The organism is Thiocapsa sp. (genome assembly GCF_022340925.1).
In the GTDB taxonomy this organism is placed as follows: Bacteria; Pseudomonadota; Gammaproteobacteria; order Chromatiales; family Chromatiaceae; genus Thiocapsa.
The window spans coordinates 1-13516 of record NZ_JAJDNA010000105.1; the positions used below are offsets into that span (position 1 = coordinate 1).

10 protein-coding genes and 1 pseudogene are annotated in these 13516 nt (G+C 66.6%); all 11 read right to left on the reverse strand.

Annotation, left to right across the window (positions count from 1 at the left end):
- Positions 1-121: 121 nt before the first annotated feature.
- Entirely contained in the window at positions 122-1411 is a 1290-nt protein-coding gene (locus tag LJE61_RS12875) for a hypothetical protein (RefSeq protein ID WP_296918570.1), read from the reverse strand.
- Between the two features lie 34 nt (positions 1412-1445).
- Entirely contained in the window at positions 1446-2507 is a 1062-nt protein-coding gene (locus LJE61_RS12880) for a hypothetical protein (RefSeq protein WP_296918572.1), read from the reverse strand.
- A 16-nt stretch (positions 2508-2523) separates the two neighbouring features.
- Positions 2524-3771 (reverse strand): phage tail protein, encoded by a 1248-nt coding sequence (locus LJE61_RS12885; RefSeq protein ID WP_296918573.1) that lies wholly within the window; start codon positions 3769-3771, stop codon positions 2524-2526.
- A gap of 9 nt (positions 3772-3780) precedes the next feature.
- Positions 3781-4692 (reverse strand): hypothetical protein, encoded by a 912-nt coding sequence (locus LJE61_RS12890; protein WP_296918575.1) that lies wholly within the window; start codon positions 4690-4692, stop codon positions 3781-3783.
- Positions 4693-4701: 9 nt separating this feature from the next.
- Positions 4702-5691: a hypothetical protein gene (locus tag LJE61_RS12895; RefSeq protein WP_296918577.1), complete on the reverse strand. Its 990-nt coding sequence runs from the start codon at positions 5689-5691 to the stop codon at positions 4702-4704.
- Positions 5692-5699: 8 nt separating this feature from the next.
- A complete protein-coding gene (locus LJE61_RS12900) occupies positions 5700-8153 on the reverse strand; it encodes a baseplate J/gp47 family protein (protein ID WP_296918579.1) in 2454 nt (817 codons plus the stop codon).
- A 16-nt stretch (positions 8154-8169) separates the two neighbouring features.
- Positions 8170-11688, reverse strand: a complete 3519-nt coding sequence (locus tag LJE61_RS12905; protein ID WP_296918580.1) for a putative baseplate assembly protein — start codon at positions 11686-11688, stop codon at positions 8170-8172.
- The gene (locus tag LJE61_RS12910; RefSeq protein ID WP_296918582.1) at positions 11685-12089 is read right to left on the reverse strand and encodes a gp25 family contractile injection system sheath assembly initiator; all 405 of its coding nucleotides are present in this window, start codon (positions 12087-12089) and stop codon (positions 11685-11687) included. The genes LJE61_RS12905 and LJE61_RS12910 overlap by 4 nt, the downstream gene beginning before the upstream one ends.
- A 17-nt stretch (positions 12090-12106) precedes the next feature.
- Entirely contained in the window at positions 12107-12388 is a 282-nt protein-coding gene (locus tag LJE61_RS12915) for a PAAR domain-containing contractile injection system baseplate protein (RefSeq protein WP_296918584.1), read from the reverse strand.
- An 18-nt stretch (positions 12389-12406) separates the two neighbouring features.
- Positions 12407-13060: a phage baseplate assembly protein V gene (locus LJE61_RS12920; RefSeq protein ID WP_296918585.1), complete on the reverse strand. Its 654-nt coding sequence runs from the start codon at positions 13058-13060 to the stop codon at positions 12407-12409.
- A gap of 14 nt (positions 13061-13074) precedes the next feature.
- Positions 13075-13516 (reverse strand): annotated as a pseudogene (locus LJE61_RS12925) (phage late control D family protein); the annotation flags it as partial.

The following is a 13516-nucleotide window of genomic DNA, read 5'->3' on the forward strand; positions in this document are numbered from 1 at the left end:
AACCGCCCTTGTCGGTATTCCTGCTCGGCGCGGAGATCGACGGCCGACAGGAAGGAGCCAATGAAGTATTCAGGTCTTGGCATCGCGTGTGGTGGATTTGACTCGTGCGTTAGTCGGGACTCTATGCGGAACCAACATGGAAGCGAAACTCGAAGTTTCCGCCCTGTTGACCATCACCGGACGGCAACTTGTATCCGTCCCCCTCCCCTACCAATTCTCCATCGAGGACTAAGCCGTTCAGCGCCCTAATTACCATGCGGTTGTCTGAATCCGGTAATCCAAATAACGTGAGCCGGTAATCCCCGGATGCAAACTGAGGGGGTGCATTTGGTACACCCGATGTAGGCGACAAGGCGACACTGAATTGATCAACAATCAAATAGCTACCCTGAACCGGTTCCAAAGAACCCGCTTGATCCCACTTTTCGATTTTAATAGAGCACCGATCGAATGCCACCGAGGGGACACAGGAGATGGAGGAAGAATCAATGGGCTGGCTAAACCTGACTTGCAAGCGATTGATCCGTTGGCTTTCGATCGTAAGTGGTTGCGCGAATGGTTGCCCATCGGATTCCGATACCGACTGCTCCACATCATCACCGGCCATAAAGACCACATCCGTAACCCGCAGCGTCCCCACTGGCCCTGTTTCGGAGCAGCAACAGCGAATCAACGCCTGCTGGAGAATGGCGGTGCTGTAGATCCGTCTGCGAACCTGCATTTCGATGTCCCCCTCGGCAATCGGTGTGCCCGTCGATGTTGTCGGCAGCGTAATCCGCGCCAGTACGACCCAAGGGTCTTCCGGACAAGGGGGGCATGGGGGCGTTCCGGCGTCGCAGAGCTCGAATGACGTGTCGGGCAAATGCGAGGCCGGCAGATCGCTAAGGCACCGGAGCTCGAAGCTGTCCCGAGTCCGCGAATATTCGCAGGCCTCCCCGCTGCAGGCGCAGCCCTCCGGCATCACCCGCACCGGTGCAGTATTGCACTCGGCGTAGCGGATCGCGATGTAGAGAGGCGCGCCTTGGCTGGCTCCGATCCCGTTCAGCGTTCCGGGATCACAGGGATCGGTGCCTGTGCCTTCGATACATTGCGCCAGGTCGAGATGCACTGGGTCCGCGACATAGATCTCGTCGCCATAGGGGCCCAGGGCGTAGCCGGGCTCGATCACCACCTGCCAAGGCGGCGCGTCATCGGCGCTATCCGCGGTCACACCCAGTCCGCAAACGACCCCCCAGCCGTGCAGGAACCGATTGTGGCGGCGCAGCTTCTGGCTGAAGTACTCCTGCTCCAACCGCATGTCCTCGGCCGTCATCAGCTTGCGCGGGAAATAGCGGTTGCGCTCGAGGGCAGGCTGGTCCGGTCCAGACCCAAAGTCGGGATCGTAACAATGGTGCAGGCTATGGTTTGACACGGTCTTTCCCCTTTCTCAGGTCCGCTTCGGGTGGTCAGCAGTCGCTGACGGTCGCTGAAAAGGTCACGGTCGTCGCGGATCCAACGGCGCGCGCAGTCACATGCTGCGTCTCGGGGCGCCGGGCCAACCGCCAACGGGTCACGGCGATGCCTTTGTCGTCGGTGCGCGTAAGCCTCGGGCGCAGCCGGGGCGGCGACATCGGTGGCATCCGTCCCCGGATCTCGTCGGGCAAGCCGTGCAGCGATCCCTCATCGGCAACCCGAAATTCGACGAATACGTCACGCACCGGGTCACCCCCCCGGTCCTGCACCTCGACAGCCAATGGCTCGTCCAGGAAGTGGTGCGCCGACCCCGTCTGCCCGTCTCCGCCGACGATGGTCAACGTGTAGCCGAGCTGCTCCAGCTCCAGGCTCGCAACGCGGTCGGCAAGGCAAAGGATGAGCTCATAGAGCAGCGCGTGGCTCAAAACCGCAGCAGTTCCGGTAATGGAATCGACGCGAATGCTCTCGGGGGAATCTCTGGTTACCCGAGCAAGCCGTACGCAACCGTCATCCGGCAGCTCCGGCGCGTCCGGGCAGACACCATAGATGCGCTCCAGGATCAGCTTGTGTCGCTCCGTCAAGTCCGCCGACAGGAAGTCGTCGAGGGCACAGGTGGGCGGCTCCGGGTCGGCGTCGACCTCGGCGATCTCCCGCAGATAGAGACGATAGCCTTCGAGGACGGTGCCGCAGGCGCAATTGTTCGTGGAATCGCAGTCGGGCACTCGGACGGGCACCTCGTCCGTCAACACCTCCGCGTAGGCGAGGCAGAGATCGCGGCTCTCTTCCTCCGGGATGTCCGCCACCTCAGCGACAGGCACCGCCGACGGGACAACGATCTCCCGCCCTGCGCTATCGATGGCCGCGCCGGGCTCGACGACCAGGCTGCCGTCGCCATCGACAACGACATCGAGCCCGCAAAGGACACCGCTGCCTGTGACCAAGCGGTTCAGCAGCCAGCGCTTGCCGTTGTAGTAGCGCTGCTCCTGGCTCAGCGCGGCGACATCGAGCAGCTTGCCGTAAAAGTAATTGTTTCGTTCGAAGCGCGGCAGTGCCATTGGGCGTACCCCTTCGTCAAACGGTCGATTCCGGTGTGTCGAGACAGGCCGGCGCCTGCTCTGCGAGCACGCCCGTCCCCAGATGCGTGCCGAGTCGTGCCGTCGGCGGACCCTCGGCGACGATGGCGTCGATGCCCAGTCGGGCCTGGGCGCCGACCCGCATGCGTGGCTCGATCAGGCACAGCTCGTAGGTGGTGTGGGCGGGCTTCTCGCGCTCCAGCACCTCATGAACGGCGGCGAGGGCGCCCGGGCGATCCAGCTGCGAGCAATCGATCCAGACATAGAATCGGTGGGCCAGGTCCTCGAACAGGGCCGCACCGAGTGCCTCGCCGAGTGTCAGGTGGGACTCGCCGAGGGTCGCGGTGGCATCGAGTACGGCCCCCTGGGGATGCGCGGGGGCAAGCATGGTGCTGAGGCCGAGGGTGGAGGTCTCGTCCAGGCACCAGAGATGCGTGTTGCGTGCCGGCTCCTCGATGTAGGCATTCACCCCGGCATAGAGCTTCAGGTAGCGGCGCAGCCCTTCCCGGGTGCCGCGCTTGCCGTGCAGCGCGAAGGCCTCCGCCAGATAGGTGCGCTTGTCGTCGTCGCTCCAGGTCTCGGCCAGCTCGAAGGCCTGCCAGCCGGCGAGCCACGTCAGCCAGGACGGGATACCCTCGCCCGGCGCTGCGGCGGGATCGAACAAGCGCGGCAGGTCGGAGATCGCCCGGTCCAGGCCGTCGCCGATGCTCTCGCCGAGGGCGAGCAGGCGGTCCAGCAGATCGGCCTCGGTCGCATCGCGGCGGTAGATCGCCGGCAGGTGATCTATCCATCCATCCCGTCCATAGCCCACGCGGATCTGGTGAATCCGTGGCGAGCTGGTGCCGTCGCCGCGCAGGATGCCGCCCAGCCAGAGCCGCGGTCCGTCGCCCGGGATCAGCGCATCGAGACAGCCCGCGGAAACCGGGTGCCAGCCTCCGGTGCCCGGAAACGGTTGCTCCGCGGCCAAGTCGATGTCTCCGAGGTCCGTGTCGGCCGCCTCGACGCGCGTGAAGAGCTGCATGCGGCTGGCCTGGTGCAGGGGATCGGCGTGGACGCGCAGACGATGCCAGGGAAGCGCGAGGGGCGCGTCGAAGGGGCCGCCGACAAACGCCCCGCGCGCCGTATAGCCGGCGCCTGAAGATGCCAGGCACAGGACCCCGTCCGGCATGATCTCGACCCGCTCACGGTGGAAACCCGACCAGAGGTTGGCGTCGTTGAGGTGCAGAAAGCCCGATTCCGCGTTCATGGCTCGCACTCAGGCCTCGACGCCCATCCAGACGACGTGCCAATCGAGCCCCGATGTCACCGTGCTCACGATACGCCCCTCGGCTAGCGCGGCTTCGGAGTCGGTGGGCACGAGCACCCGAAACATGAACCCGCTCGGTGCCACATCACACACCTCCGGGATGGCGCGAATCACAAAACTTGTTCCGACATCATCTGTGCGATTCGCGAGATAGCGCTCCCCGACCAGATGGGCGAAATAATGCGGCGTTGCCTGGAACCTCGCCGCGGATGTATCGACCCGTGTCCGGACTCCCAGCAGCGAGCCACCGTCGCGCCACTCTGACCAGGCCGTCGCGCCGCGCACAGTCTGGCCGGTTGCGATGTACGGCTGTCGCGAGCCTCGCGCGGAGCGGCGCTCGGCGAGCGACAGCGGCCGGCTGAGCTGGCAGTTCTTCACCCGGGCCTTGGCCAGCACGACAGCCAAGCCCTGCTGCTCTTGAAGCTGCTCCTCCGTCAGCCATTCCAGCCGCGGCTCCTCAGTCAGCCGTACCGTCTCTTCGGGGACGCAAACGCCTGCGCGACGCTCGGCGACCTGTTGCTCGGCGTCGTCCCGGTACGCGGCGACCAGGCAAAAGAGAGCCTCGTCTCCGCTGGGCCCGCCGGCCACGGCAGGGACGGTCAGAGAACGTGGCTCGGTCAGAATGATTTCCCTTCCCAGGCAATCCACTGCGTAGCCTTCGTCGATCCTGACCAGCGTATCGCCCGCCTCACCGGTGACCGCCAGCCCGATCCCGATGCCCCAGCCGTGGAACGCACGGTTGTGCAGCCAGACCCGCTCGCGGTGCGCGCGCTGCAGCTCCGAGAGGTCGCAGGCCATCAGCCGCTGACCGGAAAAGAAGGTCGGGCGCTCCAGGCTCGGGATGTCTGCCTTGCCGTTCATCGAATCACCCTATGCCGGTCCCGTCGCCCGGTAATCATGGAAGAAGCTGAGGAACGGGACAATGAAGTGAGCCCAACTCGGATCGAAGGTCGGACGGCAGCCGCCCATCGGCTCGACACCGATCCAGAAGACGCGCCACCCAATCTGCTCCGCCGCAGTCGATGGATCGGGCGCGTCGCCATAGGGTCCGCACACCCGAAACCTGAATGCGCGCTTGCCGGTCTCCGAGAGGTAGCCGTACAGGTCCGAAAACCGAGCGGTTTCGCCCTGCAATGTCGAGGCGTCCGAGCGTCCTGCCGATGTGATCGGCGATAGATCGCCGATGAGCTGAGCAAAGTAGAAGGGGCTGCGGTCAAAACCCGCCACCGAGGTATCGACGTCAACGTACAACCCATACTGCGGTGAAAACTCATTGTCGATGTATTTCCACCCCGTCCTCCCGGCCTCGGTCTCGCCCCAGGCAATATGCGGATGCACGAGCGTGCGGGCGTAACGGCGCACGCGCGGGTCGGGCTGCTCAACGGCTGGCCAGAGCTGCGTCAGCGGGATCTCGGCTCCGAATTGGACCTCGCTCTGGCGGCGCCACTGAAAGGCCGGCCGCTCGGTACGCGGATCATCCAGACCGGAGCCGAGGCAGACAAATGCCCGTTCCGCTCGCCTACGGAATGCGGCATCCTCGAGATGGCGCATCGTAAGCACCAGCGGCTCGCCCAGGTCGGGAATCGGCACATCGACCTGAACACTGAGGAGGATGTCCCTGCCGAGTGCATCCACGGCGTAGCCGGGCTCGACTCGGACCATCGGGCCGCGCCCTTCGTCGGCCCCGACCCGGACGACTCCGAGCCCCAACGCAATGCCCCAGGTGTCGTGCAGGCCGCGGCTGTGCAGCCGCCACCGGCGCTCGGTGTGCCGAAGATCGTCGCGCAGGTCCTGCGCGGTCAGGCGCTGACCGTCGCGGTAGGTGACGCGATCGAGAGGGATGTGCAGGTCGTCGGTCATGGCTCTGCTCAGCTCGGGCTGTCGCCGGCTGGCTCCGGCGGACAAACGGGTCGGATCGGGCCGGTATCCGGCAGAACGTCCGCCGCCGGATTCACACGGATGCGATGCTGGACGGGGGCAACCAGCCAGGTGGGGCAAAGGTTGAGATTCCCGCAGGAGGGCTCCGCGCCGGCCGCGATCAGGCGCAGGCTCAACACGTGATCGACGCCCTGCACACCGTCGATGAGCTGCAGGACCTCGCTACGAAAGACCGATCGGCCGAAGGGCCAGCCCAGCCCCGCCGGCCCCCCTGTGAGAGGATCGAGGAAGGCATCGAGGGCCGTGAGGATGTCATCACGCACGCGCGCAGCATCGACCAGCGCCTTGGTCCGGACATCGGCGATGACGCCGACCTCCAGGTAGCGCGGCCCGACCACCTCCAGCCGGGTGGCGACCATGCGGCGACGCTCCAGGAAGCAGCGGACGGCCGCGATCAGGCCAGGGCTCGGCTCCGGTCTGCCGCGCGGCAGCTCCGGCAGCACGACGACGGTCACGACTCCGGGCGCGGTCAGGCACGGATAGGCCGGATGCAGGCTGGACCAGGCACGTGCCCGGGCGACCCGCGTGCCCGGGACCTCCAGTGCCAGGCGCTCCAGGTCGAGCAAGCTCACGGCACGCGTCGGTGCAGCGATGGCGCGGACCTCCGCACCGGCCACTTGATCCAAGGTCCTTTGCTTGTGCCCCTGTGCAATCTCCAAGAGTCGCTCGTGTGCATGCAAGGTCTCGACGGCACGGCCGGTGGCCTGGGCCACAGTCTCGGTTGCCGCGCCGCAGCACGTGTTCACCGGATTGACGGTCAGCCGATCGAGCCGGTCTGCCTCCTCTTCCGACAAGCCCGCCAAGGCATTGCGGCTGGACGTCGTGGGCCTGAAGCTCGACCCCGCCTTCAGGATCCCCGCCTCGGCCTGCGTCGAGCGCCAGCTCGCGAAGACCAGGGCCCCCGCCTCTGGCACCCGACCGCGCTCGCCATCGCCGAAGCGGACGGCCCCGGTGGCGGCATCGAGGACAAAATGGCGGTCGGTGCGGCGCGAGGCGTCGAGGTCGTCGCGCCGCGTCCAGGATGTCCAGGCGTCCTCCAGATGCGTATACACAAGGAGGCTCGACTGCTGAACGGGAGCCTGCGGCAGCGTGAGGGCTTGGCCGGGAAGACCGGTCCCGGTCCCGATGTGGGCAATGTCGAGGGTCAGCCAACCGGGGCCAATCGAGCTCGGTGCACAATAGTCCAGCCAGCGCAGATCTGGATGGTCCTGTGCGTCGCTGGCGGTTGGGTCGAGAGCCCGCAGGCCTGCAATGGCCGCAGTGGCGTCGAGCGTCATTCGCAGCCGGACGAGATCGCCGGCGGTCGGTTCAGGCACATCAAACTCCATGGTCGCGGTCTCGGAGATGACATACCGGTTCTCGATGGGGAGAGCTTGCTCGGCCCGGACCGCGTTGATGGCAAGATCCATCAGCAAGGGAGCAGCGTCGAGGGCGCCCGCCTCGAGTCGGCAGCGCACCCAGTAGTGAGGTGTGGTAACCGAGCCGATGCTTTCCTTCTGAGTGGCAGCGGGTAGATTGAGCTCGACGATGCCGTCCAAGGTCAGCGACCGGGTATCGTCCCAGACCTGACCGGGCTCCGGCCTGGCCCCATTCGACATGGGCTCGAGCGGCAGCCAAGTCTCGATGCCGGCCTGGTTCAGGTCCGTCAGCACCTCCCAGATGATCCGCGCGGAGTGGTGCGGCGGCAGAACGGGCTCGCGCACCGGCGGCGTCCCGTCGCAGTGAATGGCCGGCAGGACCGGCCGCTTCGTGGCGCGTTGCTCGGCGGCCTCTTCGATGATCGCCAGGCGAGCATCGGATCCCGTCCTTCCGCCTGTGAAATGCAAGGCCAACGACACCGGCGTCTCGGTCGGGATCTGCTCGAACCCGAGATAGAGGGCCGCACCCGGTCGTGGATGTTCGCCCAGCACCGCGACCGGGAGGCCATCGCGCCAATCCCGGCTGCGGTCCGCCAGCACACCGCCGCCGGGATCGACCTGCACGGCAGCCAGTGACACCGTCGCCACTGTCAGCTCCTGCAGCGTTCGAAAGGCCACCGTCAGGCCCTCGGGGTCCTCGGTCTCGAATTCGAATCCGGCCGGGATAACGATGGCGGGAAGCGTCCATCCCGGGACGGCCAGCACGGCCAGCGCCGGCCGGGGTGGGCGAGGCGTATAGCCGATCAGACTCAGGAACTTGCGCCGATGCCGCTCGGGTACGCGATTTAGACGATAGGTGCTCTGCTCGGTCAGCCAGGCGAGCAGCTCGATCAGCGTGATGCCGGGGTCGCTGAGGTTGTGGTCGGTCCAGCCCGGGGCATGGCGCGGGATCAGGGCCCGGCCCTCCTCGACGAGGTCGGCCCAGCGGCGGTCGTCCAGGCTCAGATTCGCAAGCGGTAGGGGCATGGGTCGTGGGCTCCGATCAGGCCGGCGAAGGGGTCTTCATCTCGACCCGCAGCGGGCCGGCGACGACGATCCGGTCCGGGGGCACCACGACCCGCTCGCCGCGGGGCGTCTCGTTCAGCAGCAGATTCAGGTCCTCCACGTGATCCACGCCGTCCAATCCTTCCAGCAGGGCGGCGACATCGGACAAATAGACGGCGCGCCCGAAGGGCCAGCCCCGACCCTCCGGTCCGCCGGTCAGCGGGTGAAGAAACCGCGCCAACGCAGCCAGCACGGCCGACTCGACCGCGCCGGACTCGCCCATGGTGCGGGGCACGACCAGGGCACTGACCCCGATGGGCAGGTAGGTCGGTCCGATCACCGCCAACCGGTGGGCATCGATCGTTGCCGGCGCCCTGGCCAGGAGATGGACGTGCACCCGATCGCGCAGCTCCAGGGATGGCTGCGGCTCCGGCGCCTGGCTCTGGGGCACGATGATCAAGGTCACCCAGCCCGGCGCGGGTCGGCCGTTGGGCGCGGTCGCCGGCAGCGCGCGCGCCGCGGCGACACCGGGTGAGGCCTCCCGCGCCAGCCATTCATAGTCCTGCGCCGAGAGCGCGCGTCGCCGATGGCGCAGCATCTGCGGGCCACGCGCGAATACCCTATCGAGGTCCTCCCCATCGGCGCCACCGTCGGCCGCGCGGGGATTGGTCACCGACTGCACGAATAAGGCACCGCTCAAGAGCTGGCTGATGGCACCGGCGGCAACGTTGCCGGCCACCCCACCGCCCGAGCAATAGCGACTGGCGCGGATGTTGTTGGCCCCTGGTGGAGGGACCAGGCCGTTGACGCCGTCACCAAAGATCAGTCGCCCGCGCCCGCGCTCGATCACGTAGTGGCGATCATCCGGCCCGGAGAAGAACAGGTGCTCGCGCGGCTCCCAGCGCACCCAAACCTCGCGGACGCGACCGCCGCGGGGATCGGTGACGGCTCGCACCGCGTCCTCCGGCAGACCCTGTCGGCGCAGGGCGTTTCGAAGCATCGGCAGCTCCACCTCGGCACGGGCGCCATCGAGCTCGCGGACCTCGACCTGCTCACCGGGCAGCACGGGGACCTGCCTGAAGAAGAACGACTCCTTGGGCTGTCCCGTGCCGGAGCCGAGCACCTCGTTGCTCAGGGTCTGCACCTGCTGCGCCCAAGTGGCATTGACATGGATGCCGCTCACCGTGCTCCGCGGCGGCGCGCCGTCGGACTTCATGCGCCCGCGCACCCAGTCCAGCGCAACACCAAACCGGGGCAACGCGGCCAATTCGACGGTGCCGCCCCGATAGGAGCCGGTCAGCGGGGCCTGGAGGCGGATCTTCTCCCCGGCAACCTCCTCGACCGTTCCGAGTTCGGTGTCGTCGTCCTTCTTGACGGTCACCTGCTGCCCCGGCTGGAACACGGCCGCCTCCAGCGCATTGGCCATGACGATCTCCGAATCCGCCGCCCGACGGAAGGTCGCCTGGGGCCGCGGCGCCACGTCCGGCGCGAGGAACGACAGCATCCCCGGTCGCGCCAAATGCTTGGTCTCATCGTGCACCCGCAGCTCGCGCCAGCGCGTTCCGTCCCGGGCCTCCCAGACCAGCGGGGGCATCTCAGTCTCGCTCTCCGCCAGGTCCAGGTACAGGCTGATCAGATCGTTCGGCAGGGGCCGGTCGAAGCCCAGGTAGAGCGTCGGGGAACGGTCCGCAACCGGCTCGAACGGGGCGAAGAAACGGCCTGGCCAGCGCAGGTCGCGGCTGTGGACCTGGAATTGAAAGTCGTTGTGGGTGATGCAGTGGGTGGGAAGCTCCCAGGGGGAGCGGTAGATGTAGCCGAGTCGAAAGATCGAGACAACAGGGGGAACGATCTCTTCGAACGAAACCTGGCCGTTTCCCGTGTCTAGCGTTCGGAGGTAACCATACTGGCCCTTCACTAGACGCACGCGCATCCATAGGGCTTCTTCACCATTGACCGTGACGGGCGACATATCCAATGGCACCGCGATCTCGAACTGCAGCTCCCCGGCAGTGAACAGCGCCGCATGCAGGGGGGCATCGTTCTCATTCGGCAGCGGTGTTGGAAGCTCCAGATGAAGCGGCAGCCATTCCTTGCCGTTCGAGTACGCCCAAGCGAGCTCCGGCGTCGGCAGGTAGTCTTCGGTGACGTTTGTGTCTGTGTCCAGACCTTTCGCGCGCCGAAAGCGGCCGTCCAGAATCACGTGCATGGTTGCCCCGGGCTTGCTGAAGATCTCCTCTGTCGAGAAATAGAATGCGCTTCCAGGTTGCGGATGCTGACCAAGGGGATAGAAGGATTTGCTTAGATCGAGCTTGACGCCGTCGGCAAAAGCGCTCTCAGGCTGCACCCCAGGCGTTAGCACGAAATCCAGTCTGACCGGTGCATCCGACACCTCAGCCGTGAGCCAAATGTCTGGAAGCTCTTGAGGGCGGAGCGCAATCCTATGGCTCCCCGGGAATACGACTTCGGCGTCCAGTCGGCAGGTCCCAGCTTCATCGGTCGAGAGCTCGATTGCGTCGCCTTCATTTCCCAGCCATATATCGACGCGAAGGCCCTGTATGGGCGCGCCGTTCTTGTACCTGACCCGGATTTCCATCCCATCGCTGACGTCGCTTTCCTCCTGAGACACGGACCAGGATCCCGGGCGATCGACGTCGCACCTCAGATGGAGCCGATCAAGCTGCGCGAGAGCCCGCGTCGTATCCGGCGGCAACGCCTGCTCCAACCGCCCCCGCATCCAATAGGCCTCGATGCCATGCACGGTGGTCTTCTTTGCGTCGCCGCACTCGGCCCGCAGCGTGATAACGCCGCTGCGTGTGAGTCCGTTGGTCCCGTCCCGGCTGGCCTGCTCGTCGTCCGCATCGAAGGGCTTGAATGGCCTCCAAGTCTGGCCGTCCCAGTACTCCCAGGCGATCTTGAGCGGCTCGCTGCCGGGCGTCGCCAGATCCACCTGGATCTGCACCGTCGTCTTGCCGGCGAAGGCCAGCAGCCTGTCGTGGGCCAGGTAGATCTCGTGGGGAACGGACTGACGGCGCGAAAAGAGCGGGAAAGGCCGGCGGCCAGCCAGGTCGAGACTATGGTCCGCGTACTCGTCGTAAGCTGGCCACAGTGTTCGGACCGCGACCAGCTGCGCCGCGGCCATCGCAATCGCACTCTCGGTCTCGAAGGTCAGCGGGTCCGAGCGGTCCGCAACCTCGGCACCCAGCCGTGTCCCGGCGGGAATCCGCCCATCGCCGGCGTTGGGCAGCGGCTCGAAGACGACCGGGGCGCGTGCCGGCTGGGCCGGGATCAGGCTGATGCCCAGCATATCCAGGAAGGCCAGCTTGTTCCTGTCCGGCGCCTGGTTGAGCCGGTCGATGACGATCTCCGCATAGCGGCTCAGGACCTGCAGCAGGGCCCATCCGGCCTGCCCCGGTGCCGGCAACCAGTCCGGCAGGTAAGCCGGACGGCGCGCCAGCAGCTCCGCCAAGACTCGGGCCGCGTCCCGTTGATCGAGAATCGGCGTGCCGGCACGGCTCACGGTTGCTCCCCCTCCATCAGGTAGAAGGGATACACGAGGTTGTAGAAGGTGTTCGTCGCGCGGATGCGGTAGCGGATCGCGATGTCGAGCCGCCCCACGGGAGGCTCCGCCGTCACCGTGACCTCGATACGGTCGATGCGCGGCTCCCAGCGGATCAGCGCCTGCTCCACCCGATGCCGCACCATCGCCATGGTCGTCGCGCTGATGGGCTCGAACACGAGCCGATGCAGTCCGGCGCCGAAGTCCGGTCGCATCACGCGCTCCCCCTCGGCGGTCCCGAGGATGATCTGGACCGCTTGGCGGATGTCCTCCTCATAGGCCGCCATCGCGATCTCGCCGACGGGCGTCGTCTGCACCGGAAAGGCCCAACCGACACCGAGGAATGCCTTGTCCACAGTCATGATGCGATTCTCGACCTTCAGCCCCCGATCAGCACATCGGTGGCACCGGAGACGATCGGCGCGCCGCAGCCGGCCAGGTCGCCTATGCGCAAGGCGGGGCGGCCGCCGATCTGAACGCTCATGCTCCCCTGAACGAAGGGCGTCGGCGGATGTGGGCCTGCCGTGGGCGGCATCGCGCAGCTATGCGTGTCGCCCACCACCGCTGCCGGCATGCCGCCGATCAGCACCATGGAGACGCCGGGTCCCGCCACGGTGCCGGGATGTCCGGTTGGGTCGCCTACGCGTGCGGAGGGAGGCATCGGCGCTACTCCAAGTTGTCAATTGATCGTGACGAGGGTCGCATCGACGTCGCACAGGCTGCCGCCGTCGATGGTGGCGCCGACGTCGGCCTTGATCCCGACGGTGGTTCCTTCGACCTCGATCTTCTTCGCCTTGAGCTTGATGCTCACCGTGGCCTCGATGGAAACCTCGCCCCCCGTGGTCAGCGTGAGCTTCGCGGTCTCCCGCGCCGTCGTCAGTTCGATCTTCGCCGGGTCGATGGTGACCTTCTGGTCCGTCGAGCTGGTGATGGTGATCGACTGCTCGGCGTCGTCCAGCTCGATCTCGTGTCCGAGGGGGGTGCGGATGATGCGCTTGTTGACCGCATCCGTCGGTACCCGGGTCGGGGGTGGGTGCTGGCCGTTCCAGAGGCAGCCGATGATGTAGGGCTCTCGGATATCGCCGTGATTGAAGGCCACCAGCACCTCGTCGCCGACCTGGGGGATGAAGAAGGTGCCGCGCTCGTCGCCCGCCATCAGCACGGCCACGCGGCACCAAGGCTCGATATTCGGCAGCCACGGCAGGCTAACCTTGACCCGACCCTGGCCGGTGGTGTCGAGGTTCTCGATGACCTCGGCGACCGCGACGCCGAAGATGCGCCGATCGCTCGATGCCCCTTCCCGGGCGGCGGAGCCGATGAGACCGTCTGCCATGGGTCGTTCCCCCTTCAGCCAGCGAAGGCCAACGCGCCCGTGACCCGGACCGCGCCCTGCTGCACGGCCGGGATCGAGCCAAACCAGATCTCCTTGCGCACCTCGAAGCTGGTCCGATAGCCACCGCTGTCGAGGCTGTGCGTCGCCGAGGTCACGCGGTACAGCCCGCCGAACTGCTCGCCCAGGCCCTCGAGCTGCAGGACGGTACCCGCACGGATGCGCGGATCGCCGATCGTGCTGCCGGAGCCGGTCAAGCGCTCGTTCAGGCGCGGCAGCAGCTCGCTGATGATCCGCCGCGGCGCCGAGACGAGGGTCACCGGCTCCTCGATCAGATGAACGGAGACTCCGCTGTCGGTGTCGGTCGCCGTTCCTGCCCGGACTCCGATGTCGAGGCTCTGGCGGTCCCAATCCCAGCCCACTGTGACCAACACACGCTGTTTGATCGACGGCAGCCAA